This is a genomic window from Janthinobacterium sp. SUN120 (assembly GCF_030397735.1).
GTDB classification, from domain to species: Bacteria; Pseudomonadota; Gammaproteobacteria; order Burkholderiales; family Burkholderiaceae_D; genus Janthinobacterium; species Janthinobacterium kumbetense.
In genome coordinates this window covers 359,129-383,283 of sequence record NZ_JAPUBW010000004.1, presented here as the reverse complement: position 1 = coordinate 383,283, position 24,155 = coordinate 359,129, and the positions used below count along the sequence as shown (strand labels likewise).

General features: G+C 63.4%; 21 protein-coding genes. 14 read left to right on the top strand and 7 right to left on the bottom strand.

Annotation, left to right across the window (positions count from 1 at the left end):
* Nucleotides 1-22 precede the first annotated feature (22 nt).
* The 12 genes from O0879_RS22300 (at nt 23) to O0879_RS22245 (ending at nt 14,297) form a co-directional block, all read left to right on the top strand.
* Nucleotides 23-2,134 (top strand): EAL domain-containing protein, encoded by a 2,112-nt coding sequence (locus tag O0879_RS22300; protein ID WP_289918810.1) that lies wholly within the window; start codon nt 23-25, stop codon nt 2,132-2,134.
* 195 nt (nt 2,135-2,329) lie between these two features.
* Nucleotides 2,330-3,988, top strand: coding sequence for a PAS domain-containing methyl-accepting chemotaxis protein (locus O0879_RS22295; protein ID WP_289899735.1), 1,659 nt, complete (start codon nt 2,330-2,332; stop codon nt 3,986-3,988).
* Between the two features lie 24 nt (nt 3,989-4,012).
* Nucleotides 4,013-5,461 carry an oxygen-independent coproporphyrinogen III oxidase gene (gene hemN, locus O0879_RS22290; protein WP_099666007.1) on the top strand — a complete coding sequence of 483 codons (1,449 nt, stop codon included), beginning with the start codon at nt 4,013-4,015 and terminating at the stop codon, nt 5,459-5,461.
* A gap of 9 nt (nt 5,462-5,470) precedes the next feature.
* A complete protein-coding gene (locus O0879_RS22285) occupies nt 5,471-6,235 on the top strand; it encodes a sulfite exporter TauE/SafE family protein (RefSeq protein ID WP_289918809.1) in 765 nt (254 codons plus the stop codon).
* A gap of 22 nt (nt 6,236-6,257) precedes the next feature.
* Nucleotides 6,258-8,696, top strand: a complete 2,439-nt coding sequence (locus O0879_RS22280; RefSeq protein WP_289918807.1) for a heavy metal translocating P-type ATPase — start codon at nt 6,258-6,260, stop codon at nt 8,694-8,696.
* Nucleotides 8,696-8,872 carry a cbb3-type cytochrome oxidase assembly protein CcoS gene (gene ccoS / locus O0879_RS22275; RefSeq protein ID WP_251349659.1) on the top strand — a complete coding sequence of 59 codons (177 nt, stop codon included), beginning with the start codon at nt 8,696-8,698 and terminating at the stop codon, nt 8,870-8,872. The genes O0879_RS22280 and ccoS overlap by 1 nt, the downstream gene beginning before the upstream one ends.
* 237 nt (nt 8,873-9,109) lie before the next feature.
* On the top strand, nt 9,110-10,537 hold the full coding sequence (gene ccoN, locus O0879_RS22270; protein ID WP_034782722.1) for a cytochrome-c oxidase, cbb3-type subunit I: 1,428 nt from the start codon (nt 9,110-9,112) through the stop codon (nt 10,535-10,537).
* A gap of 15 nt (nt 10,538-10,552) precedes the next feature.
* Nucleotides 10,553-11,167 (top strand): cytochrome-c oxidase, cbb3-type subunit II, encoded by a 615-nt coding sequence (gene ccoO / locus O0879_RS22265; protein WP_070278467.1) that lies wholly within the window; start codon nt 10,553-10,555, stop codon nt 11,165-11,167.
* Nucleotide 11,168: 1 nt separating this feature from the next.
* Nucleotides 11,169-11,372 (top strand): cbb3-type cytochrome c oxidase subunit 3, encoded by a 204-nt coding sequence (locus O0879_RS22260; protein WP_034782719.1) that lies wholly within the window; start codon nt 11,169-11,171, stop codon nt 11,370-11,372.
* Nucleotides 11,365-12,285 carry a cytochrome-c oxidase, cbb3-type subunit III gene (gene ccoP, locus O0879_RS22255; RefSeq protein ID WP_289918806.1) on the top strand — a complete coding sequence of 307 codons (921 nt, stop codon included), beginning with the start codon at nt 11,365-11,367 and terminating at the stop codon, nt 12,283-12,285. Before O0879_RS22260 ends, ccoP begins: the two co-directional genes overlap by 8 nt.
* A gap of 2 nt (nt 12,286-12,287) precedes the next feature.
* On the top strand, nt 12,288-13,670 hold the full coding sequence (gene ccoG, locus O0879_RS22250) for a cytochrome c oxidase accessory protein CcoG (RefSeq protein ID WP_099666002.1): 1,383 nt from the start codon (nt 12,288-12,290) through the stop codon (nt 13,668-13,670).
* A gap of 102 nt (nt 13,671-13,772) precedes the next feature.
* On the top strand, nt 13,773-14,297 hold the full coding sequence (locus O0879_RS22245) for a FixH family protein (protein WP_251349655.1): 525 nt from the start codon (nt 13,773-13,775) through the stop codon (nt 14,295-14,297).
* A gap of 124 nt (nt 14,298-14,421) precedes the next feature.
* Here the strand turns inward: O0879_RS22245 and fnr are convergent, their stop codons facing one another.
* Entirely contained in the window at nt 14,422-15,180 is a 759-nt protein-coding gene (gene fnr / locus O0879_RS22240) for a fumarate/nitrate reduction transcriptional regulator Fnr (RefSeq protein ID WP_092609777.1), read from the bottom strand.
* A 249-nt stretch (nt 15,181-15,429) separates the two neighbouring features.
* On the opposite strand from fnr, the gene O0879_RS22235 reads away from it, so the two are divergent.
* A complete protein-coding gene (locus O0879_RS22235) occupies nt 15,430-18,504 on the top strand; it encodes a response regulator (protein WP_289918804.1) in 3,075 nt (1,024 codons plus the stop codon).
* A gap of 1 nt (nt 18,505) precedes the next feature.
* On the opposite strand, the gene O0879_RS22230 is transcribed toward O0879_RS22235, so the two are convergent.
* The 4 genes from O0879_RS22230 to modA are packed head-to-tail and all read right to left on the bottom strand — an operon-like array spanning nt 18,506 to nt 21,478.
* On the bottom strand, nt 18,506-19,273 hold the full coding sequence (locus tag O0879_RS22230; protein ID WP_099665999.1) for a TOBE domain-containing protein: 768 nt from the start codon (nt 19,271-19,273) through the stop codon (nt 18,506-18,508).
* Between the two features lie 40 nt (nt 19,274-19,313).
* Nucleotides 19,314-20,024 (bottom strand): ATP-binding cassette domain-containing protein, encoded by a 711-nt coding sequence (locus O0879_RS22225; protein WP_289918865.1) that lies wholly within the window; start codon nt 20,022-20,024, stop codon nt 19,314-19,316.
* Nucleotides 20,025-20,032: 8 nt separating this feature from the next.
* The gene (modB, locus tag O0879_RS22220; RefSeq protein WP_099665998.1) at nt 20,033-20,704 is read right to left on the bottom strand and encodes a molybdate ABC transporter permease subunit; all 672 of its coding nucleotides are present in this window, start codon (nt 20,702-20,704) and stop codon (nt 20,033-20,035) included.
* 15 nt (nt 20,705-20,719) lie between these two features.
* Entirely contained in the window at nt 20,720-21,478 is a 759-nt protein-coding gene (gene modA, locus O0879_RS22215) for a molybdate ABC transporter substrate-binding protein (RefSeq protein ID WP_099665997.1), read from the bottom strand.
* Nucleotides 21,479-21,644: 166 nt separating this feature from the next.
* On the opposite strand from modA, the gene O0879_RS22210 reads away from it, so the two are divergent.
* A complete protein-coding gene (locus O0879_RS22210) occupies nt 21,645-22,427 on the top strand; it encodes a sterol desaturase family protein (RefSeq protein WP_289899731.1) in 783 nt (260 codons plus the stop codon).
* Here O0879_RS22210 and O0879_RS22205 read toward each other — a convergent pair.
* Complete coding sequence (locus O0879_RS22205) at nt 22,424-23,428, bottom strand: bile acid:sodium symporter family protein (protein ID WP_077398321.1); 1,005 nt, start codon at nt 23,426-23,428, stop codon at nt 22,424-22,426. The two genes, O0879_RS22210 and O0879_RS22205, sit on opposite strands and share 4 nt — an antisense overlap.
* Before the next feature lie 212 nt (nt 23,429-23,640).
* On the bottom strand, nt 23,641-24,003 hold the full coding sequence (locus O0879_RS22200) for a BON domain-containing protein (RefSeq protein WP_034752546.1): 363 nt from the start codon (nt 24,001-24,003) through the stop codon (nt 23,641-23,643).
* Nucleotides 24,004-24,155 lie beyond the last annotated feature (152 nt).

Genomic DNA, 24,155 nt, shown 5'->3' with positions numbered 1-24,155 from the left:
CCTGTATCCATGTCGGGAGAGGATGATGGGCGACCAGCAGAAACGTTTGCAGATGGCGCTGGAGGCGGCGCACATGGCGATCTGGGATTCGCGCATCGTCGCTGGCCAGGTCATCGACGGCACGGTCAGCTGGTCGGCCAAGGGCGCCACTTTGCTGGGCCTGGAAGAACGGGCGCTGACGCAGCCATTCCGCAGCTTTCTCGACTGCGTGCACGCCGGCGACCGCGACAAGGTGGTCAACGTGCTGCAGGACGGCGTGCGCCGGCGCGGCGGCTACGCCCTGCAGTACCGCGTCGTCTGGCCCGACGGCAGCGAACACTGGCTGGCGGCCAAGGCGCACATCTTCCTGGATGCCGGCGGCCGGCCCGACCGCACCCTGGGCATCATCTGGGATATCACCGAGCACATGGCGCGCGAGCTCATGATCGCCGAGCGCAAGGAGCTGGCCGAAGTGACGCTCAGCTCCATCGGCGACGGCGTCATCACCACCGATCCGCAGGGCAAGACGCGTTACCTGAACCGGGTGGCCGAGCAATTGACGGGCTGGAGCAACGAGCTGGCGCAGGGCCTGGACATCGGCCTGACCATGCCGCTGGCCGATGAACGCACGGGCGAGGCACGCGAACACGTGGCCATGCGCTGCCTGCAACAGCGCCAGGCCATCGGCATTTCGCCCCGCTCGCAACTGGTCACGCGCGACGGGCGGCGCATCGCCGTCGAGGAATCGGCCGCGCCCATCTGGTCGCGCGACGGCCACATCCTCGGCGCCGTGGTCGTGTTCCGCGACGTCAGCCACGAGCGCAAGCTGAGCCAGGAACTGTCGTGGCAAGCCACGCACGATACCCTGACGGGCCTGATCAACCGGCGCGAATTCGAGCACCTGGTGGCCGGCGCCCTGCGCACGGCCAAGCAGGATGGCCACGCGCATGCGCTGCTGTACCTGGACCTGGACCAGTTCAAGGTCATCAACGACACTTGCGGCCACGGCGCCGGCGACGTGCTGCTGCAGCTGCTGGCCAAAATGCTGCAGGGGCGGATGCGCGACAGCGACATCCTGGCGCGCCTGGGCGGCGACGAACTGGGCGTGCTGCTGCCGCACTGTCCGCTCGAACACGCGCGCCTGATCGGCGAACAGCTGCGCCAGTCCGTGCGCGATTTCCATTTCGCCTGGGACGAACGCAGCTTCGAGCTGGGCGTGAGCATCGGCATCGTGGAAATCAGCCAGGACAGCAAGTCCATGAGCGAGCTGCTGAGCGCAGCCGACCAGGCTTGCTACCTGGCCAAGGAGCAGGGCCGCAACCGCATCCATATCTATCAGGAATCCGACGTCATGCTGGCGCAGCGGCATGGCGAGATGCTGTGGATCTCCCGCCTGAATGAAGCGTTCGCCCACGACTATTTCCGCCTGTACGCCATGCCCATCGTGCACCTGCACGACAGCCCGGAACACCACGACGAAGTGCTGATCCGCATCCGCAACAGCAAGGGCGACCTGATCTTGCCGGGCGCCTTCATCCCCGCCGCCGAACGCTACGACATGATGCTGTCCATCGACCGCTGGGTCATCCGCGCCGTCTGCGCGCATATCCAGAGCGTGCGCGACAGCCTGCCGCCGTTGGCCGCGCTGGCGGAAAGCCGGCGCCGCGCACCGGCCCTGTATTCCGTCAACCTGTCGGGCATGTCGCTGGCCGATGCCGGCTTGCACGACTACATCACCGAGCAATTCGTGGCATTCGCGATTGCGCCCGAGCAAATCTGCTTTGAAATCACGGAAACGGCCGTCATCGCCAACCTGCCCAAGGCGCAAGTGTTCATGCGCCAGCTCAAGGCCCTGGGCTGCCGCTTCTCGCTCGATGACTTCGGCAGCGGCTTTTCCTCGTTCGGCTACCTGAAAGCCCTGCCCGTCGACTATTTGAAGATCGACGGCGTCTTCGTGCGCGACATCGCCACCAATGCCATCAACCGCGCCATGGTCAAGGCCATCAATGAAGTGGGCCACGTGATGGGCCTGGAAACGGTGGCCGAATACGTGGAAGACGCGGCCACCCTGGCCGTCATCCGCGAACTGGGCATCGACTATGCACAAGGCTACGCCGTGGGCAGCCTGCGGCCGCTGACGGCGGGCGCAGATTAAGCGCCGACGGCAACCAATATCTTTAAAACAATGCCGCATTGCTATCGCTAAATGCGTGCAAGCACGACCAATCTTGAGGATTTTGATCTACATCAATAAATTTGCGCAGGCGACTCCTTACACTGATCTCCATTCTTGCAATCGTGCAAGTCTTACTCACCAATTGCCTATTTAACTGATCAGGAAGCCGCGACCATGCGACAAAATTTGCCAGTGACTAACCGTGAAGTCCTCGTCTTGGACGATCAGGCCATCGTGTCGAAAACGGATATGAACGGCAATATCGTATATGTGAACCCCTACTTCAGTCAGGTCAGCGGCTTCAGCGAGGCCGAGCTGCTCGGTTCGCCCCAGAACATCGTGCGCCACCCGGACATGCCGGCCGAAGCGTTCGCCGACCTGTGGACCTCGATCCAGGCCGGCACGCCGTGGACGGGCCTGGTCAAGAACCGCTGCAAGAACGGCGATTTCTACTGGGTGCGCGCCAACGTCACCCCCATCCGCGAAGCGGGCAAGACCATCGGTTACATGTCCGTGCGCGTCAAGGCGGACAAGGACCAGGTCAAGGCCGCCGAAGAAGCCTACGCGGCCATCCGCAACAAGGAAGGCGGCAACATCGTCATCAAGAACGGGCAGATCGTGCGCCCGGGCCTGGCGCACCTGCTGCACAGCCTGACGCACATGTCGCTCAACCTGCGCATCTGGGCCGCCACCTCCATCGTCAACTGCCTGCAACTGCTGGTGTGCGTCATCAGCCTGTTCGCCAGCGGCGGCCAGATCACCAATTACGCCATCTTCGGCGCCACCCTGTTCGGTTTCCTGATCAACGTTTTCCTCTGGTACACCTTGCGCATGTCCGTGCTCAAGCCGCTGGGCAAGGCCCTGAACGGCGCGCGGGCCATTGCCGCGGGCGACCTGTCGGGCAGTTTTGAAACGGAGAGCACGGATGAAGTGGGACAACTGCTGCGCGCGCTGCAACAGATGAACAGCAACCTGATCGCCACCATCCGCGACGTGCGCATCAACGTGGAAACCATGGCCGTGGCCACCAAGCAAATCGCCGTCGGCAATATGGACTTGTCAGGCCGCACGGAATCGCAGGCGGCCAGCCTGGAAGAGACGGCCTCGAGCATCGAGGAATTCTCGTCGACGGTGAAACAGAATGCGGACAACTCGGTGCAGGCGAACGAGCTGGCCGTGGCCGCCTCGAAAGTGGCCGTGCAGGGCGGCGAGATCGTTTCCGAAGTGATCACCACCATGGACGAGATCAACACCTCGTCGAAGAAAATCGTCGACATCATCGGCTTGATCGAAGGCATCGCCTTCCAGACCAACATCCTGGCCTTGAACGCGGCCGTGGAAGCGGCCCGCGCCGGCGAGCAGGGCAGGGGCTTCGCCGTGGTGGCGGGCGAAGTGCGCAACCTGGCGCAGCGCTCGTCCGTGGCAGCCAAGGATATCAAGCAACTCATTGAAATTTCCGTCGGCAAGGTGGGCGCCGGCATGCTGCAGGTCAACCGCGCCGGCGCCACCATGGAACAGGTGGTCAGCTCCGTCAAGCAGGTGACGGCCATCATGCAGGAAATTTCCATCGCCTCGCGCGAACAGAGCATCGGCGTCGACCAGGTCAACCAGGCCATCGCCCATATGGACCAGGTGACGCAGCAGAACGCGGCCCTGGTGGAAGAAGCCGCCGCGGCCGCCACGCGCCTGGCGGAAGAAGCGGCCAGCCTGTCGCAAGCCGTGAGCCTGTTCAATTTCGGCAAGATGCCGCCACCGCGCCGCGTCGCCATGCCTGGCGGCAAGTCTGGCGCCGCGAACGCCGGCAAGCCCGCCATGAAACGCCTGGCCGCCTAAACCTTTCAAGACTTTACACACATCATGCCTACACTACTCAGCAGTGCTTCCGCCGACCTGGACGCCGTCGTCGAATTCGACCCGGTCATCATCGGCAAGATGAGCCAGTCCGGCCCGCGCTACACGTCCTACCCGACCGCCGACCGTTTCAATGCGGAATTTGGCTACGGCAACTTCCTCGAAGCGCTGGCCGCCCTGCGCATGCGCGGCGGCCGCCGTCCCCTGTCGCTGTACGTGCACGTGCCATTCTGCGACACCCTGTGCTACTACTGCGCCTGCAACAAGATCATCACGAAAGACCGCAGCAAGGCGGCCACCTATCTCAGCTACCTGAAACAGGAAATCGCCATGCAGGGCAAGCTGTTTGCCGGCATGAACCAGATCGAGCAATTACACTTCGGCGGCGGCACGCCCACTTACCTGAGCGAAAAGCAGATGGATGAGCTGATGGCGCACCTGCGCCAGCATTTCGAATTTGCTTCCGATGAAGACGGCGAATATTCGATCGAGATCGACCCGCGCACCGTGTCGCGCGAACGCGTGTTTTCGCTGCGCGCGCAAGGTTTCAACCGCATCAGCCTGGGCGTGCAGGATTTCGACGCCGATGTGCAAAAGGCCGTCAACCGCATCCAGCCGGAAGCGGAGACGGTGGCCATCATGCAGGCGGCGCGCGACGCGGGTTTCCGCTCGATCAGCATCGACCTGATCTACGGCTTGCCGAAACAGAACCTGGACACCATGACGGAAACCCTGCGCAAGGTGATCAACGCCAGCCCCGACCGCATCGCCCTGTACCACTACGCGCACATGCCGCACCTGTTCAAGCCGCAGCGCCGCATCCTCGACGCGGACATGCCCGACAGCGCCACCAAGCTGGCCATGCTGGGCCTGTGCATCGCGCGCCTGACGGCCGCCGGCTATGTGTACATCGGCATGGACCATTTCGCCAAGCCAACGGACGACCTGGCCGTGGCGCAGCGCCAGGGCCGCCTGCACCGCAACTTCCAGGGCTATTCGACGCGCGCGGAGGCGGACCTGATCGCCTGCGGCGTGTCGGCCATCAGTTCCGTCGGCGCCGTGTACAGCCAGAATGAAAAAACGCTCGACGCGTACTACGAAAAACTCGACGAAGGCGTGCTGCCGATCGCGCGCGGCATCAAGCTCGATACGGACGATTTGTTGCGCCGTATCATCATCCAGATGCTGATGTGCAATTTCGAACTGTCGATCGCCACCATCGAGCAAGCGCACCCCGTCAAATTCCGCAGCTACTTCGCCGCCGAGCTGGACAAGCTGCGCGAACTGGCGCGCGACGGCTTGCTCGTCATCGAGGAAGACTGGCTGACGGTGACGCCGAAAGGGCGCTTGTTGATCCGCAATATCTGCATGGTCTTCGACCGCTATCTGACCCTGGCGCGCGCCAATACGGCGCCGGACGCGGTGCAGCCGCTGCGCTACTCGAAAACGGTGTAACGCCACGCGATGAACGCCCTGAGCCTCGTGCCCATGTTCCTGGTCGGCCTGGCCGGCAGCGTGCACTGCATCGGCATGTGCGGCGGCATCGTCGGCGCGCTGTCGCTGGGCGGTGGCGCTGCGCCCGTGCGCCCCGTGATTGCCATCGCCGTGGCGCGCCCCGCATTGCAGACCAGCGTGCAAACGAACGTGCTGCGCGTGCTGGCCTACAACGGCGGGCGCATAGTCAGCTACATGCTGGCCGGCGCCCTGGCCGGCAGCCTGGCGGGCGCCGGCATGCTGCACCTGGCATCCCTGCAAGTGGCCGGCTACTGGCTGGCCAACCTGATGCTCGTCGCCCTGGGCCTGTACCTGATGGATGCCTGGCGCGGCCTGGCGCACCTGGAAGCGGCCGGCAACGTGATCTGGCGCCGCGTGCGCCCCCTGTTGAAGCCGCTGATGCCGATGGATACGCCGTTCAAGGCGCTGGCCGTGGGCGGCCTGTGGGGCTGGGTGCCGTGCGGCATGGTCTACAGCGCCCTGCTGACGGCCATGATGCAAGGCTCGGCCCTGAACGGCGCGGCCGCCATGGCCGCCTTCGGCCTGGGCACCCTGCCCACCCTGCTGGGCATGGGCTTGCTGGGCACGCGCTTGCGCGCGCAGATGCAGCGCCGTCCCGTGCGCATCGCCAGCGGCTTGCTGGTGCTGGGCTTTGGCGTGCTGGGCCTGCTGCGCGCCGCCAACGGCGTGTCGCTGGGCTGGCTCGACGCCCTGTGCGTCACGGGCCATCCATGAAAAGACGCATGAAAACAAACCCATGAATGCTGTGTTACAACCCTCCGCCTGCTTCCATTGCGGCTTGCCCGTCCCCGTCGGCTCCAGCTGGCTCGTCACCATCGACGACGTGCCGCGCGCCATGTGCTGCCCCGGCTGCGAAGCGGTGGCGCAAACCATCGTCGACATCGGCCAGAGCGCGTATTACCGCGACCGCGACGAATATGCCGTCAACGCGGCCGACGCCACCCTGGTGCCGCCCGAGCTGCGCCTGTACAGCAATGACGACGCGCAATTCGCGCGCGACGCCAGCAGTTGCGAAGCGACCCTGTCCGTCGAAGGCATCCGCTGCGCCGCCTGCGTCTGGCTGATCGAGCGCCAGCTGACGCGTTTGCCCGGCGTGCAGGCGGCCAGCCTGAATGTCGCCACGGAGCGCCTGTACGTGCGCTGGAGCCGCGCCGAATGCGAACCGGGCGACATCCTGCAAGCCGTGCGCCAGGTCGGCTACACGGCCTATCCCTACGATGCCGTGCGCCATGGCGAGCGCCTGCAAAAGGCCAGCAAGACCCTGGGCCGCCAGCTGTTCGTCGCCGGCCTGTCGATGATGCAGGTGATGATGTACGTGGCGCCCGCCTACCTGGCCGAGGATGGCACCCTGGATGACAATATGGCCAGCCTGATGCGCTGGGCCAGTTTGCTGCTGACCTTGCCGGCCATCTGCTATTCGGCCATGCCCTTCTTCCAGGGCGCCTGGGCCAGCCTGCGCGCGCGCACCCTGGGCATGGACGTGCCCGTGGCGCTGGGCATCCTGGCGGCCTTCTTCGGCAGCGTGGTGGCGACCTTCACGGGCCGCGGCGAGGTGTATTACGACTCGGCCACGATGTTCATCTTCCTGCTGCTGTGCAGCCGCTATTTCGAGCTGCAGGCGCGCCGCAAGGCCGCCTCGGCGCTGGAGCGCCTGCAGCACGCCTTGCCCGCGTCCGCGTCGCTGATGGCGGGCTTCCCGGACGACCGCGCCACCACCCTGGTGCCGGCCGGCAGCCTGACCGTCGGCGACGTGATTCTGGTCAAACCGGGCGAAGCGATCGCCGCCGACAGCGTCATCATCGAAGGCACGAGCGCGCTCGATTTATCCCTGCTGACGGGCGAGAGCGCGGCGCAACGGAGAAAAACGGGAGAACGGGTGCCGGGCGGGGCGATCAACGCCAGCGCGGCGCTCATCTTGCGCGTGCTCAAACCGGCGCGCGAAAGCACCCTGTCCGACCTGTTGAAACTGATCGAGCGGGCCGGCAGCGGCAAGCCGCAGATCGCCCAATGGGCCGACAAGGTCGCCGCCTGGTTCGTGCTGGGCTTGCTGCTGTTTGCCATCGCCGTGTTCGCCTTCTGGAGCTGGCATGACCCGTCGCAAGCGTGGCCCGTGGCCATCGCCGTGCTGGTCGTGTCCTGCCCCTGCGCGCTGTCTCTCGCCACGCCGACGGCGCTGGCGGCCGCCACCGACAGCCTGCTGCGGCGCGGCGTGCTGATCGTCCAGCCGCATGTGCTGGAAACCTTGCACCGCGCCACCCACATCGTCTTCGACAAGACGGGCACCCTGACCCTGGGCCGGCCCGTGCTGCGGCAAACCGAGGGGCTCGGCAGCATGGGCGAGGACGCTTGCCTGCAGGTGGCCGCCGCGCTGGAAGCGGGCAGCGCCCATCCGCTGGCGCAGGCCATCCTGGCAGCGGCAGAAGAGTTGCCAAAACAGTTGCTGCGCGCGCATGCGGAACAATTGCAAGAAGTGCAAGGCCAGGGCCTGGAGGGCATCGTCGACGGCGTGCGCTACCGCCTGGGCAATGCGGCCTTTGTCGCCGCCCTCGCCGGGCCGCCGCTGGGCGACACGGCCGTCGGCATGCAGGGCATGACGCCGCTGTACCTGGGCACGCAAGGCCGCTGGCTGACGCGCTTTTTACTCAGCGACGCGTTGCGCCCGGAAGCGGCTGACGTCGTCGCGTATTTCCACCGGCGCGGCAAGCAAGTCGTGCTGCTCAGCGGCGACCAGGAAGCGCTGACGCAAAGCGTGGCGACGGAACTGGGCATCAACACGGCATGCGGCGAATGCCTGCCCGATGAAAAACTCGATTTCGTCCAGCAATTGCAGGCCACGGGCGCCGTGGTGGCGATGGTGGGCGACGGCATCAACGACGCCGCCGTGCTGAGCGGTGCCGACGTGTCCTTCGCCATGGGTTCCGGCGCCGCGCTGGCGCAGGCGCATGCGGACACGGTGCTGCTGTCGAGCCAACTGGTTTCCGTGCTCGACACGGCGAAAACGGCGGCGCGTAGCATGCGCATCATCCGCGAAAACCTGGGCTGGGCAACCCTGTACAATCTGACGGCCATCCCGGCCGCCGCGCTGGGTTTCCTCAACCCCTGGCTGTCCGGCGTCGGCATGGCTGCCAGCTCGGCCGTCGTCATCGCCAACGCCCTGCGCCTGCGGAAAGTCTAATGGAAGCTCTCTACCTCCTCATCCCCTTAAGCGTCGTGGTCGTCTTCATCGCCCTGTGGGTGTATTTCACGGCCTCGGACAGCGGCCAGTTCGACGACCTCGTCGGACCTGGCCTGCGCGTGCTGCAGGACGACGACACGCCGGCCAAGCCGGCGCCCGGCGAACCGCCGGCCTGACTTTTTCCCACGCAATACGCTGGCGCCCGCCAGCGCCGGCAAGCGTCTTTTGACACAGGTCAAGCAGCGCTTGCAGGGATCTTGCATGGCTTTTTTGATCGAAATATCACTTTATTTCGATGCCACTTCGCTACGCTTATTTCATCCGGGGAATTTTGATCCACATCAAAGTTTTTTCCCGGTCAAACACTTACTCTCTGGCCACCATCATAAATAGTAATTCCAGGGAGAGTCTTTGTGGATCAATCGCTGAACTATAACTACAAGATCGTGAAGCAATTCGCGGTCGCTACTGTGGTATGGGGCATCATCGGCATGCTGGTTGGCGTTATCATCGCCGCTCAGCTGGCCTGGCCTGCCCTGAACCTCGACATACCATGGCTGACATACGGACGCTTGCGTCCGCTGCACACGAATGCGGTGATTTTCGCCTTCGGCATCTGCGGCCTGTTCGCTACTTCGTACTACGTTGTACAACGCACCTGCCAGGTGCGCCTGTTTTCCGACAAACTGGCCGCCTTCACGTTCTGGGGCTGGCAAGCGGTGATCCTGTGCGCCGTCGTCACCCTGCCCTTGGGCATGACACGCGGCAAGGAATACGCGGAACTGGAATGGCCTATCGCCATCCTCATCGCCGTCGTCTGGATCGCCTACGCCATCGTTTTCTTCGGCACCTTGATCAAGCGCAAGGTAAAGCACATCTATGTGGCCAACTGGTTCTTCGGCGCCTACATCCTGGCCGTGACGATTCTGCACGTGGTCAATGGCGCCGTCATGCCAGCCTCGTTCACCAAGTCGTATTCCGCCTATGCGGGCGTGCAGGACGCCATGATCCAGTGGTGGTACGGCCATAACGCGGTGGGTTTCATCCTGACCGCCGGCTACCTGGGCATGGTGTACTACTTCATCCCGAAACAGGCCGAGCGCCCCGTGTACTCGTACCGTTTGTCGATCGTCCACTTCTGGGCGCTGATCTTCACCTACATGTGGGCGGGCCCGCATCACCTGCACTACACGGCATTGCCTGACTGGACGCAATCGATCGGCATGGTCTTCTCGCTGGTCCTCCTGGCACCAAGCTGGGGCGGCATGATCAACGGCATCATGACCCTGTCGGGCGCCTGGCACAAGCTGCGCACCGATCCGATCCTGAAATTCATGATCGTTTCGCTGTCGTTCTACGGCATCGCCACCTTCGAAGGTCCGATGATGTCGATCAAGACCATCAACTCGCTGTCGCACTACACCGACTGGACCGTTGCCCACGTGCATGCGGGCGCCCTGGGCTGGGTGGGCTTCATCACCATGGGTTCGATCTACTACCTGCTGCCGCGCCTGGCGGGCCGCACGCAGATGCACAGCACGCGCCTGGTCGACGTGCACTTCTGGGTGGCCACCATCGGCATCGTGCTGTACATCGCCGCAATGTGGATCGCCGGCGTGATGCAGGGCCTGATGTGGCGCGCGGTCAATCCGGACGGCACCCTGACCTACACCTTTGTCGAGAGCGTGAAAGCGACGTATCCGTACTACGTGGTGCGCGTGGCCGGTGGCCTGCTGTACCTGTCGGGTATGTGCATCATGGGCTACAACACCTGGATGACTCTGCGCGGCAGCAAACTCCCCGTCGCCCGCATTCCGGAACTGAACGCGGCGCACGCCTGATAGGAGCGAAAGCAAATGAAATTTTCACATGCATGGATTGAAAGAAACCCCTGGCTGCTGATCGCCCTGGTCACGGTGGTGATCAGCATCGGCGGCGCCGTCGAGATCGTTCCCCTGTTCTTCCAGAAGAGCACGACGGAGCCCGTCGCCGGCCTGAAACCGTACTCGCCGCTGCGCCTGGCGGGCCGCGACATTTACGTGCGCGAAGGCTGCTACAACTGCCACTCGCAGATGGTGCGTCCGCTGCGCGCGGAAACGGAACGCTATGGCCACTATTCGGTCGCTGGCGAATTCGTCTACGACCGTCCATTCCAGTGGGGTTCCAAGCGCACGGGGCCCGACCTGGCCCGCGTGGGCGCGCGCTACAGCGACGAATGGCACCGCACGCACTTGAACAACCCGCGCGACGTGGTGCCCGAGTCGAACATGCCGTCCTACCCCTGGCTGGCGAAGACCAAGCTGGTGCCTGACGACATCATGCCGAAGATGCGCGCCCTGAAACGCCTGGGCCAGCCGTACAGCGATGAAGAGATCGCCGCCGGCCCCGCGCAGCTGCAGGACAAGACGGAAGAAGACGCCCTGGTCGCCTATCTGCAAGGCCTCGGTACATTAATCAAAACAAGGAATTAGCATGGCAATCGAAAACCTGTTTGACAGCGCCAGCAGCGTCATGACGGTGGTTTCCTTTACGACGTTCGTGGGCATCCTGTGGTGGACGTTCAGCCGCAGCAACAGCGACTTCGACGCGGCGGCCCGCCTGCCGTTCGCCGACGACGCGCTCGACTATCCGGCCGAGGCCGAGATGACCCTGGCGAAGGAGCACAACCATGGCTGACTTTACCAATGGCTTCTGGAATATCTACGTCATCGTGCTGTCCCTGCTGGGCATCATCGGCTGCGGCGTGCTGCTGTACTCGCAGTCGAAAATCAAAGTGGTCGAGGGCGCCCCTGCCGACGGCACCACGGGCCACGTCTGGGACGAGGACTTGAAGGAACTCAATACCCCGATGCCGCGCTGGTGGATGTGGTTGTTCTACATCACCATCGTCTTCTCGCTGGCGTACCTGTTCCTGTATCCGGGCCTGGGCAACTATGCCGGCAGCCTGGGCTGGAAATCGACGGGCCAGTACGAGGAAGAGCTGAAGAAGGCGGAAGCCGACTACGGTCCCCTGTTCAACAAGTACCTGAGCCAGGACTTGAAGACGGTGGCCGCCGATCCGCAGGCGCAAGCCATCGGCCAGCGCCTGTTCCTGACCTACTGCGCGCAATGCCACGGTTCGGATGCACGCGGCAACAAGGGCTTCCCCAACCTGACGGACAAGGACTGGCTGTATGGCGGCGAACCCGACATCATCAAGACCACCATCATGCACGGCCGCAATGGGCAAATGCCACCGATGGGCGCCGCCCTGGGCTCCGAAAAGGATGTCGAGAACGTGGCCCATTATGTGCTGAGCCTGTCCGGCTCGACCTCGGATCCCGTCAAGTCCGTGCTGGGCAAGGCCAAGTTCGGCGCCTGCATGGCCTGTCATGGCGCCGATGCCAAGGGTAACCAGATGCTCGGCGCGCCAAACCTGACGGACAAGACCTGGCTGTACGGCGGCAGCGCCGACACCATCATGGAAACCGTACGCAAGGGACGCAGCAACACCATGCCGGCCTTCAGCGATTTCCTCGGCGAATCCAAGGTACACGTGCTGTCGGCGTATGTCTGGAGCCTGTCGAATCCGCAGGCACCCGCAAAGTAAAAATGGAACCTCAAGTCATCAAGATGTATGCGGCCCGCGAGCAAATCTACCCTCGCGAGGCCAAAGGACGCTACGCTACCTGGCGATGGGTATGCGTATGGCTTACCCAGCTCGCGTTCTACGGCTTGCCGTGGTTGACCTGGAATGGCAGGCAAGCCCTGCTGTTCGATTTGACCACACGCAAGTTCTACATTTTCGGCGTCGTGCTGTGGCCCCAGGATTTCATCTATCTGGCGGCCCTGCTGATCATCTGTGCGTATTTGTTGTTCCTCGTCACGGCCATTGCCGGGCGGGTGTGGTGCGGGTTCTCTTGCCCGCAAACGGTATACACGGAAATTTTCCTGTGGGTCGAACGCCGCATCGAGGGCACGCGCAGCGCACGCATGGCCCTCGACAAGCAGGGCCCCTCCGTGCGCAAGGCGTTCAAGAAGACGGCCAAGCACCTGGTATGGGGCGCCATCGCCCTGTGGACGGGCTTTACCTTTGTCGGCTACTTCACGCCGATCAAGGAACTGGCGCAGTCGGTGACCACGCTCAATTTCGGTCCCTGGGAATGGTTCTGGGTCTTGTTCTACAGCCTGGCAACCTACGGCAACGCGGGCTGGCTGCGCGAGCAAGTGTGCAAATACATGTGCCCCTACGCGCGCTTCCAGAGCGCCATGTTCGACCAGGATACCCTGATCATCACCTACGATGCCAAGCGCGGCGAACCACGTGGCGCCATGAGCAAGAAGGCCGGCAACAACGACAAGCTGGGCGATTGCATCGACTGTACCCTGTGCGTGCAGGTGTGTCCGACCGGCATCGATATCCGTAACGGCCTGCAGTATGAATGCATCGGTTGCGCCGCTTGCGTCGATGCCTGCAACAGCGTGATGGACAAGGTCGACCGGCCACGGGGACTGGTACGCTACAGTACCGACCATGCGATGGAAAACAACTTCAATTCGAAGCAGATACGCCAGCGCGCCATGCGCCCGCGCGTCTTGATCTACACTTCCATCCTGGCCCTGATCATCATCGCCGTGTGTACTTCGCTGGCCCTGCGCACGCCCCTGAAAATGGACGTGATCCGCGACCGCGGTTCCATGGGACGCGAAGTGGAAGACGGCATGATCGAAAACGTCTACCGCCTGCAGATCATGAACACGTCGGAGCAAAGCCAGCATTTCAAAATCAGCGCTTCCGGCTTGCCGGGCCTGACCTTGCTGACGCGCGAAGAAGTGACCTTGCAGCCGACGGAAACGCTGGGTTGGCCGATCCGCCTGCGCGTGCCGCACGGCGTGGGAGAGAAGGGCTCGAACAAGATTGCGATCGAATTGCAATCGCTGGACGACCCATCGCTGCATGTGCGTGAAAGCGCGGTATTCATCGTGCCACGTTAACAAGGAAAGGCGGACGGGGACCGGGTGCCCTCGCCGCCGCCACGAAGTTGCAGGAAGGCCGGTCCCCATGCGGGGACTGGCTGATTACACAGGAGAAACACCATGTCCGACAGTCTGAAACTGCAAGCACCCGTTGCACCGTGGTACAAGCATCGCTGGCCATGGCTGCTGATGATCGGCCCCGGCCTGTCCGTGGTCGTCGGCAGCTTCATGGGCTATATCGCGTTTACGCAGCCCGATGCGCTGGTGGTGGGCGATTATTACAAGCAGGGCAAGGCGATCAACCAGGATTTGAAGCGCGACACGATCGCCAGCGACCTGGCGATGGATACGCGCCTGTCGTATGACGTGGCGCAAGCGCGCCTGACCGGTTCCGTGCACAGCTTCGGCAAGGCCTATCAGGCGCCTTTGCAGCTGCACCTGGCGCATGCGACCCTGCCGGAAAAGGATATCAAGGTGCTGGTGCAACCCGATGCGGCCGGCAATTTTTCCGTGGCGCTGCCGATGCTCGAGCGCAGCCGCTGGCAAGTGCTGGTGGAAAACGACAAACGCGAGTGGCGCCTGTCCGGCATCTGGACCTGGCCCCTGCAGCGCAGCATCGCGCTGCATGCGGATGAAGAGCTATAACGTACAGCGCTGGGAAAACCGTAGCGAGCGGCAGTGATTTGTGGTTGAGAAGCGCAGCTGTGCTATAGCACAGCGAGCATCGCAGGCCGCAAAGCGCGACGCGCAGCAGGTTTTGACGGTGCTGTTATTTGCAGGTGTCCGTGCCGGCCGTAATCGCCTTCAGTTTCGCCGGCTGCAGGATTTCAATTTCCCGGTTCGAGACGCGCAGCCAGCCTTCCTTCTTGAACTTCGACAGCAGGCGGCTGACGCTCTCGATGGTCAGGCCCAGGTAGTTGCCGATTTCCTCGCGCGACATGCGCAGCTGGAAATTGCTGCCCGAATAGCCGCGCGCTTCATAGCGCGACGCCAGGTTGACGATGAAGGCGGCAAAGCGCTGCGTCGCCTGCATATTGCCCAGCAACAGCATGACGCTTTGCTCGCGCGTGATTTCCTGGCTCATCATGCGGTGGAAATGGCGCAGCAGGGTCGGCATATTGCCCAGCAATTGTTCCAGGCTGGAAAACGGGATTTCACACACTTCGCTGTCTTCCAGCGCCACCGCATTACAGTGGTGGCGGTCGGCGCTGATGGCGTCCATGCCCAGCAGTTCGCCCGCCATCTGGAAGCCCGTCACCTGCTCTTCGCCGCCCGGATTGATCTGGTACGTCTTGAAATGCCCCAGGCGGATCGCATACAGGTTCTGGAACGAGTCGCCGATACGGAACAGCGAGGCGCCGCGCACAATCTTGCGGCGGCGGCCGATGATCTGGTCCAGCCTGTCCATGTCGCCCACATCGAGGCCCATCGGCAGGCACAATTGATGCATGCTGCAGGTCGAGCATCGCGCACGCAACGCCTCCACGTTCACGGTGGGCAAGGTTGGAGTGAGTAGCGCTTCAGTCATGTCGGTACCTTTTAGAAAATGCAACAACAAGTTTACTGCATACAGCCGCATACAGGGTTGCCGTATACCAATTTCACCGTAAATTCGGCGAATAAACGACGTCCAGCCTTTAATTATATGGCAACATCGTCAAAAGCCCGTACGGGGCGGGCAATTTGCGCGGCGGCGCTTGCCAAGCTGGGGCATTGATAGGAAAATTCCTGACAGCATTATCTGCCGCCTGTGCCGCCCGGTACTGAAAAGGAAATCATGAAGCCTCTCGGCATTAAAGCAAAAGTCGCGCTGGCCACCAGCCTGACCTCGATCGCCATGATCGCGCTGGTCACCATGATCCAGGTGCAGCACATGCGCGACGACTTCACCCGAGTACTGCTGAGCCAGCAATCGTCCCTGATCACCCGCACCGCTGCCGAGCTCGACGACAAGCTGGGCATGCTGCTGCAGATCGTCACCCTGACGGCCCGACAGCAGCCGCCGGAATTGATCGCCCGGCCCGCCCAATTGCGCGAATACTATTCGCGCCGCTCGATGCTGGTGCTGTTCGATGACGTGCTGGTGCTCGACGCGCATGGCGCCGTCGTGGCCGACATGCCGGAAGTGGCGGGGCGCGCCGGCATCAACGTCGCCGAGCGCGAGTATTTCCAGACCGTCCTGCGCACGCGCCAGCCCATGATCACCGAACCGATGCTGGGCAAGTCGAGCGGCATGCCCATCGTGCAGATGGTGGCGCCCGTGCTGGCCGCCGATGGCCAGGTGGCCGGCGTAGTGATCGGCGTGCTGCGCCTGTACAAGGACAATCTGCTGGGGCGCCTGCGCTCGGAAAAGATCGGCAAGAACGGCTATTACTTCATTCTCACGCGCGGCGCCGTGCCGCGCTACGTGCTGCACCCCGATACCAGCCGCTTGCTGCAACCGCGCAAGCCGAACGCCAACCTGACGACGACCCAGTTGCTGAAGGAAGATGGCGAAGGCAGCATGGTCAGCACCAACAGCCGCGGCATCACGGCCGTCAACAGCTTCAAGCGCCTGAAATCCGTGAACTGGCTGCTGGCCGCCTCGCTCCCCGTCGAGGATGCCTTCGAACCGTTCGATGGCGTGCTGTACCGATTGGTGCTGTGGAGCATCCTCGCCTCGCTGCTGGCCGCCTTTGTTCTGGGCTGGGTCACCGTGCGCCTGCTGTCGCCGCTGGTGCGCCTGCGCGACACCCTGCAAGCCCTGCGCACCAGCGGCAGCCGCTTCACGCCCGTGCCGGTGCAGCAGCGCGACGAGATCGGCGAACTGACGGAAGCGTTCAACGGCCTGATGAGCGAACGCGACCGCCTGCAGCAGGAACTCGAATCGCGCGCGGCGGAGCTGGAACAGGAACGCGACCGGGCCGAGGCGGCCAACCGCGCGAAGAGCGATTTCGTGGCCAACATGAGCCATGAAATCCGCACGCCCCTCAATGCCGTACTGGGCATGGTGTATTTGCTGGGCAATACCAGGCTCGACACGGAACAACGCAAGTATCTGACCATGGTCAGAGTGGCGGGCCAGTCGCTGCTGGGCATCCTCAATGACGTGCTCGACTATTCGAAGATCGAGGCGCGGCGCATGGAGTTGTCGCCCGTCGAATTCGACCTCGATGAAGTCATGAATACCCTGGCCACGACGATGACGATGAATGCGGGCGAAAAGGAGCTGGAACTGGCCATCGCCGTCGAGCCCGACGTGCCGCGGCGCCTCGTGGGCGACGCCCAGCGCCTGCAGCAAATCCTCGTCAACCTGGCCGGCAACGCCATCAAGTTCACGGAGAGCGGCGAAGTGGTGGTGGCCGTCAGCCTGGCCGAGAACGAAAACGGCCGCGCCTGGCTGCGCTTCGAAGTGCGCGACACGGGCATCGGCATGACGGAACTGCAGCAACAGCAGCTGTTTGCCGCATTTTCCCAGGGCGACCAGAGCATCACGCGGCGCTTCGGCGGCACGGGCCTGGGCCTGGCCATCAGCAAGCAGCTGATCCACATGATGGGCGGCGACATCGCCGTCGCCAGCAGCGAAGGCAAGGGCAGCCGCTTCTGGTTCAGCGTGCCCTTCGAAATGCTGGCGCAGCCGGCCGAAACGCGGCGCACGCCGGCGCTGGGCCAGCTGCGCCTGCTGGTGGCCGACGACAACCGCACCACGCGCGAACTGATCGTCAAGCTGATCGAGGCGTGGGGCTGGCTGGCCGACGAAGTGGACTCCGGCTTTGCCGCCATCGAGCTGTACCGCGAACGCCTGGCGCAGCAGCAACCGTACGACGTGGTGCTGGCCGACTGGCACATGCCCGTCATGGACGGTCTGGCCACGGCCAAGGCCATCCGCCAGGCGGCCAGCGGCCAGCGCCAGCCCATCGTGGTGATGGTCAACGCCTTCGCCCGCAACCACCTGGAAGAAATCTCCAGCGCGGCCGAGGCCGACGTCGTGCTGATGAAGCCGATCACGGGATCGAGCCTGTTCGACGCCCTGCACCAGGCGCTGATCGCCAAGGACGACGGCGGCGAGCAACGCATGCTGCACCAGCCGCTGGGCACGGAACTGGCCGGCGTGCATTTCCTGCTGGTGGAAGACAATCATTTGAACCAGGCCGTGGCGCGCGGCATCCTCGAACACATGGGCGCCACCCTGGACGTGGTGGGCGACGGCTTGCAAGCCGTGGAACGGCTGCGCACGGAAGCGCTGCGCTACGACATCGTGCTGATGGACATGCAGATGCCCGTCATGGACGGTTTCAGCGCCACCCACATCATCCGCACGGAACTGCGCTTGCACCTGCCCGTGATCGCCATGACGGCCGGCGTGCTGGCGTCCGAGCGCGAGCGCTGCATGACGGCCGGCATCAGCGATTTCATCGCCAAGCCCGTGGTGGTGGAAGAGATGATGGAAGTCATCCTGCGCCACCTGCCCAAGCGCCCGCAAGTACAGACGGCCGAGCCGGCACGCGTCGCCGATGAAGAAGTGTTTTCCATGGCGCCGCTGATGCGCGTGATGGGACGCGATGCGAAGGGGCGCGGCGTGCTGCGGCGCATGGTGGAAGACGCGCTGAACAAGGGCATGACGCCCGTGCACGAGGCCGAAACGGCGTTGCAGGCGGGCCGCCACAGCGACGTGGCACGCATCCTGCACAGCGTGCGCGGCTCCGTCGGCACCCTGGGCACGAAGCGCCTGATCCGCGCCGCGTTCGCCACCGAGGAAGCCATCGATGCGGGCCGCCTGGACGAGGTGCCGGCGCTGCTGGCGCACACGGCGCAGGAACTGGAACAGGCGCTGGCGGCGGCGGCGGATTGGTTGTCGCGCCTGCAGGATTAAATCAGGCGGGCACGCCCAGAATCACGCTGGACGCCTTGAAGATGGCCGTCACGTTGCTGCCAAGCTCGATGCCCAGGTCGGTGCTGCTCTGGTTGGTGATGATGGCGGCAATCGTGCCGCCGCGCGGCAAGTCCAGCACCACTTCCGTATTGACGGCGCCCGTCTGCACGCGCGTCACGACCCCGGCCAGCTGGTTGCGCGCGGAAAAGCGCGCGCCCTGGCTGTCCGTCACGAGGATGATGGACGACGCCTTGATCAGCGCAAACGCTTCCGCGCCCGGCACCAGGCCCAGGCTCGCGCTGCTGCCCTGCGTGACGATGGCCACGATGTGCTGGCCACCGGGCAATTCCAGGGTGACTTCATCGTTGACGGCGCCCTGTTTCAGTTCGGTCACCTTGCCCAGGAATTGATTGCGTGCCGTGGTTTTCATGGCCATTCTCCGTATGAGTAAAAGATCGTCGGCGATGCCTTCCGCCTGGCTGCCCAGCTGGCGCAGGTAGCGGGCATGCTCGCGCTCGATGATACGGAAATTGTCGACCAGCTGGCGCCCCCGTGGCGTCAGCCGCGTGCCGCCGCCGCCCTTGCCGCCCGTCAAGCGCTCGACCAGCGGTTCGCCGGCCAGGTTGTTCATGGCGTCGATGGCGTCCCAGGCCGCCTTGTAGCTCATCTTCACAAGCTTGGCCGCCTGCGTGATGGAGCCGCATTCGGCGATGGCGCCCAGCAATTCCACCCGGCCGGCGCCGCCCAGGTTTTCTCCGCCCACCGTCATCCATACCGAGCCTTGCAGGCCGATTTCCGCTGCCGCTGATTTATCCAATGCGTTCACCCAATGCCTTATTTTCTTCCATGCTGTCAATTTGTCCGTCACGCAAGTAAAGCACATGTTCACCCAGAATGCGCGCATCTTCCGGATCATGTGTGATCAGGATCATGGGCACGTCCAGGCGCTGCTGCCACTGGCTCAACTCCAGGCGCATTTTGACACGCAGGGCCGGATCGAGGGCGGCAAACGGCTCGTCGAGCAGCAGCGCGGCCGGTTCGGCCACGAGTGCCCTCGCCAGCGCCACCCTTTGGCGCTGGCCACCGGACAACTCGTCGGGAAACTGGTGCGCCAGTTCCTGCAGGTGGAAGGCGTCGAGCCAATGCTCGACCTTCTGCAATTTTTCGCGCGCGCGCGGATTGAACCAGCCGCGGCGCAGGCCAAAGCCCACGTTCTGGCGCACCGTCAGGTGCGGGAACAGCGCGTAATCCTGGAACAGATAGGCGACATTGCGCTGCTGCGGCGGCAAATTGATGCCGGCGGCGGAATCGAACAGGGTGCGCCCGTTCAGGCGGATATGGCCCGCCTCAGGCGTGAAGAGGCCGGCAATGGCTTTCAGGGTCATGCTCTTGCCGGCGCCGGACGGGCCATACATGGCGATGCGCTGGCTGCTGGAGGTGCATTGCACCTGCAGGTCGAAGCGGCGTTTGCCGGAGCGCAAGGTGGCGCGGAGGTCGAGGTCGAGTTGCATAGGCGTCATCATCTGCGTCATTTGTGCGCGATGCGTCCGGGCGCCAGGCGGCCCGCCGACAGCAGCACCACGATGCAGACCAGGGAGATAATCAGGACCAGCGTATTGGCCACCTCATCCTGGCCCGCCTGCACGGCTTCAAACACGGCCACCGACAGGGTCTGCGTCTTGCCGGGGATGCTGCCGGCCACCATCAGGGTGGCACCGAACTCGCCCAGCGCGCGCACGAAGCCCAGCAGCACGCCGGCGAGGATGCCGCGCCAGGCCAGCGGCAAGGTCACGCGGAAAAAGATCGCCATTTCCGAGATGCCCAGCACGCGGGCCGCCTGCTCCAGCTGGCCGTCGACCGCTTCGAAGGCGGCGCGCGCGGGCTTGAAGACGAGGGGAAAGGCGACCACCGTGGAGGCGATCACGGCGCCCTGCCACGTAAAGATGAGGTTGATGCCGAAGTTATCCTGCAGCCAGATGCCCATCGTGCCGCGCCGGCCCAGCAGCACCAGCAGGTAATAGCCGAGCACGGTGGGCGGCATCACCATCGGCAGGGTCATGAGGGCGTCGAGCAGCTCGCGCCCGGGAAAACGCGTGCGCGCCAGCACATAGCCCGTACCGATGCCGAGCAGCAAATTGAGCGCCGTGGCCCACGCCGCCACCTTGAGCGACAGGGCCAGCGCGGTCCAGGCGATATCCATGCGCGTCCGTTTACCTTATGGCTTCTTGAAACCGTACTTGGCGAGGATGGCTTGCGCCGGCGCCGTCTGCAGGTAGCTGACGAAGCGCTTCGCTTCAGCCTGGTTGGCGCTGTCCTTGATGGTGGCGATCGGGTACAGCACGGGCGCGTCCAATGGCACGTCCAGCACCACGTTCACCTTGTCTTTCATGATGGCCGCGTCGGTGGCATAGACAAAGCCCGCATCGACTTCGCCGCGCGCCACGTAGTCGAGCGACTGGCGCACGTTCTGCGTGCCGATGGCCTTGGGCTGCACGGCGTCCCACAGCTTCGCCTTCTTCAGCGCGCCTTCGGAGTAACGGCCGACGGGCACGCTGGCCGGATTGGCGATGGCCACGCGGGTCACGCTCTTGTGCGTCAGGTCGCTCAAGTTCTTGATGCCCAGCTTGCTATCGTGCGGCACGATCAGCACCAGGCTGTTGCCGACGAAATCCATGCGGTCGGCCGGCAGGACGAAGCCCTGCTTTTGCGCCGCATCCATGGTTTCCTGGTCCGCCGAGGCAAACACGTCCACGGGCGCGCCCTTGACGATCTGTTGCAGCAGCACGCCCGAGGCGGCGAAGTTCAGGGACACCTTGCTGCCCGGATACTGCGCCTCGTAGCTCTGCGCCGCATCCTTGAACGCATTCGTCAGGCTGGCCGCGGCCGACACCACCACTTCGCCGGCAAGGGCGGAGGTGGCGGCGGTGGCCAGCAGGGCGGTGCCAAGCAGGCGGGCGAGGGAGGTGAGGCGCATGATCGTATCCTTGTAAAGTGAACGGTGAACAAGGAGCGTAATATACACTTATATATAGCGTTCTGCCATTGCATGGGTCAAGGCAATGCCAATGACATTGACAGGCGGGAATGGGCGGACTATTTTTAACAAGAGACAACTATCCACTACTTTCCAGGGGTAAACGATGGGATACGCAGCGCTACTGCTTGGCCCCCTGATGCTCCTGGCGGTCATTCTTCTGGCATTGCTCATCGAGAGGCGGCATCCCCTGCAGCAACAGCCTTCGGGGGCGTCACGCTTCAATCTTGCGTATATGCTCATCTATGCCGCCAGCGGCGCCATGCTGGCCCCGCTCACGGCCATCGTCACGGTACAGCTTGTCAATGCGGCCGGCGGCGGGCTCATCAATCTAGCCTCTTCAGGCTGGATGCTGGCGCCGGCCTTCCTCGCGTATGCCCTGACCATGGATTTTCTGGAATACGTCTTTCATCGCGTGCAACACCGCGTACCCGCCATGTGGGCCATGCATTCCTTCCATCACAGCGATACGGCCATGAATGCCAGCACAACGACGCGGCACTATTGGGCCGAAGCGGGCATCAAGGCACTCAGTATCTATCTGCTGGCGGGGATCTTATTCAAGACCAATATGGTGATTCTGGGAATGTACGGGATACTGAGCTTGTATCATGTTTTCCCGCACATGAATGTCCGGGTCGGCTTTGGCCGTTACTGGATGCTGTGCAATTCACCGCAGTACCATCGCGTTCATCACTCGGTGCAAGCCGAGCATTTCAACTGCAATTTCGCGGGGCTGTTCCCCGTCTTCGACTGGCTGTTCGGCACCCACCACATTCCCCGCGCGGGAGAATATCCCCCGACGGGGCTGGACACGGGCAAGGCGCCGGGCACCTTGCTTGACGCGCTGACGTGGCCGGTGCGCAGCAAGGCCCCGTCCATCCCCTAGACGCGCACCGCCGCCGCCTCGTCGCGCCGCGCATACTTTTGCGCGATCACGGCGCAAATCATCAGCTGAATCTGGTGGAACAGCATCAGCGGCAAGATCACCATACCCAGCGAACGCGTGGAAAACAGCACCTTGGCCATGGGCACGCCGCTGGCCAGGCTTTTCTTCGAGGCGCAAAAGACGATGGCGATTTCATCTTCCTTGTTGAAACCCAGGCGGCGGCTGACAAAGGTCGAAATACCCAGCACCAGCGCCAGCAGCAGCAGGCTGATCAGGCCCAGGGCCACCAGCGTTTCCACCGAAATCGTATGCCACAGGCCTTCGCTGACGGCTTCGCTGAAGGCCGTATAGACCACCAGCAAGATCGAACCCTGGTCGACGTATTTCAGGGTGGCCTTGTGGCGGTCGACCCAGCGGCCGATCCAGCGGCGCAGGAACTGGCCGGCCAGGAAGGGCAGCAGCAGTTGCAGGACGATGGACAGCACGGCGTCCACCGACGACTTGCTTTCCGCGCCCTTGGCCACCAGCAAGCCCACCAGGATGGGGGCGAGGAAAATGCCGATGAAGTTCGAGGCCGAAGCGCTGCAGATGGCGGCCGGCACGTTGCCGCGCGCCATGGCGGTCATGGCAATGGAAGACTGCACGGTGGACGGCAAGGCGCACAGGAACAAGATGCCCATGTACAGGTCAGGCGTCAGGAAGGTCAGCGCCAGCGGGCGCAATGCCAGGCCCAGCAGAGGAAACAGGACAAAGGTGCTGGCCAGCACCAGCAAGTGCAGGCGCCAGTGCATGGCGCCTGCCACCACGGCTTCGCGCGACAGCTTGGCGCCGTGCAGGAAGAACAGGGCGCCGATGGCGACGGTGGTGATATTGCCGAAGACCACGGCCGTCTGGCCCGTGCAGGGCAGAAACGTGGCCAGCGCCACGGTGACGAGCAGGGCGATGGTGAAGTTATCGGGTTTCAGATTGCGCAACAGGGCAGCGGGAGAAAAAGAAGACATGCGGTAGCCTGGTAACGGCGCAGCCTTGCAACAGAATGCTGTGCCGGAGATGACAAACAGCGCCGGGAGCGGCGCCAGTGCTGGCTATTCTACTTGTATTTCCCGGCTCCTTGCCTGGCGGCATCGGCATGGCTGGCCGGGTCAAACCGTGCGGACAAAAAAATGCCCTGTCCGCAGACAGGGCAACCCGGAGTAAAGTACAGCGCGAGGGCTTAGCCGGCGGCTTTGACTTTCAGCTCGTTCTTGATTTCTTTCACGCCGCTCACGGAAGCGACGATCTGCACGACGCGGTCACCCGCTTCGGCGCTCGGCACGTCGCCCGACAGGACGACCACACCTTGCTGGGTTGCTACCTTGACGGGCAGGGCAGCGGCTTGCGCATCGGCGCTCAGGGCGGCCTTGGCCGAGGAAGTGATGGTTTCATCAGGGACGGCAGCGGCGGCGTTGGCGGCCACGACGGTGTCAGCAGGAGCTTGTGCTTTTGGTGCGGAGTCAGCGGCATGCGAAGCGGTGATCGAGGCGCCCGACAGTACGATAGCGGCAACCAGGGTATTGAACAGTTTCGATGTTTGCATGGTAGTTCCTCTCAATGAAGTTAAAAGCTTCTTACTTGGATAAAGCAACACTTTGAAGCGTCACATCTACCCATACAGCAAGCACCGTGCCAGCTTTTAATTTCCATTCAAAATCAACGACTTAGCTTTAGACTCGATTTTTCCTGCCCGTT

Excerpts from the sequence above, each read along its gene's own strand:
- O0879_RS22300 (WP_289918810.1), top strand. The coding sequence starts at position 23 with ATGATGGGCGACCAGCAGAAACGTTTGCAGATGGCGCTGGAGGCGGCG.
- O0879_RS22295 (WP_289899735.1), top strand. The coding sequence starts at position 2,330 with ATGCGACAAAATTTGCCAGTGACTAACCGTGAAGTCCTCGTCTTGGAC.
- hemN (WP_099666007.1), top strand. The coding sequence starts at position 4,013 with ATGCCTACACTACTCAGCAGTGCTTCCGCCGACCTGGACGCCGTCGTC.
- O0879_RS22285 (WP_289918809.1), top strand. The coding sequence starts at position 5,471 with ATGAACGCCCTGAGCCTCGTGCCCATGTTCCTGGTCGGCCTGGCCGGC.
- O0879_RS22280 (WP_289918807.1), top strand. The coding sequence starts at position 6,258 with ATGAATGCTGTGTTACAACCCTCCGCCTGCTTCCATTGCGGCTTGCCC.
- ccoS (WP_251349659.1), top strand. The coding sequence starts at position 8,696 with ATGGAAGCTCTCTACCTCCTCATCCCCTTAAGCGTCGTGGTCGTCTTC.
- ccoO (WP_070278467.1), top strand. The coding sequence starts at position 10,553 with ATGAAATTTTCACATGCATGGATTGAAAGAAACCCCTGGCTGCTGATC.
- O0879_RS22260 (WP_034782719.1), top strand. The coding sequence starts at position 11,169 with ATGGCAATCGAAAACCTGTTTGACAGCGCCAGCAGCGTCATGACGGTG.
- ccoP (WP_289918806.1), top strand. The coding sequence starts at position 11,365 with ATGGCTGACTTTACCAATGGCTTCTGGAATATCTACGTCATCGTGCTG.
- ccoG (WP_099666002.1), top strand. The coding sequence starts at position 12,288 with ATGGAACCTCAAGTCATCAAGATGTATGCGGCCCGCGAGCAAATCTAC.
- O0879_RS22245 (WP_251349655.1), top strand. The coding sequence starts at position 13,773 with ATGTCCGACAGTCTGAAACTGCAAGCACCCGTTGCACCGTGGTACAAG.
- fnr (WP_092609777.1), bottom strand. The coding sequence starts at position 15,180 with ATGACTGAAGCGCTACTCACTCCAACCTTGCCCACCGTGAACGTGGAG.
- O0879_RS22235 (WP_289918804.1), top strand. The coding sequence starts at position 15,430 with ATGAAGCCTCTCGGCATTAAAGCAAAAGTCGCGCTGGCCACCAGCCTG.
- O0879_RS22230 (WP_099665999.1), bottom strand. The coding sequence starts at position 19,273 with ATGACGGTGGGCGGAGAAAACCTGGGCGGCGCCGGCCGGGTGGAATTG.
- O0879_RS22225 (WP_289918865.1), bottom strand. The coding sequence starts at position 20,024 with ATGACGCCTATGCAACTCGACCTCGACCTCCGCGCCACCTTGCGCTCC.
- modB (WP_099665998.1), bottom strand. The coding sequence starts at position 20,704 with ATGGATATCGCCTGGACCGCGCTGGCCCTGTCGCTCAAGGTGGCGGCG.
- modA (WP_099665997.1), bottom strand. The coding sequence starts at position 21,478 with ATGCGCCTCACCTCCCTCGCCCGCCTGCTTGGCACCGCCCTGCTGGCC.
- O0879_RS22210 (WP_289899731.1), top strand. The coding sequence starts at position 21,645 with ATGGGATACGCAGCGCTACTGCTTGGCCCCCTGATGCTCCTGGCGGTC.
- O0879_RS22205 (WP_077398321.1), bottom strand. The coding sequence starts at position 23,428 with ATGTCTTCTTTTTCTCCCGCTGCCCTGTTGCGCAATCTGAAACCCGAT.
- O0879_RS22200 (WP_034752546.1), bottom strand. The coding sequence starts at position 24,003 with ATGCAAACATCGAAACTGTTCAATACCCTGGTTGCCGCTATCGTACTG.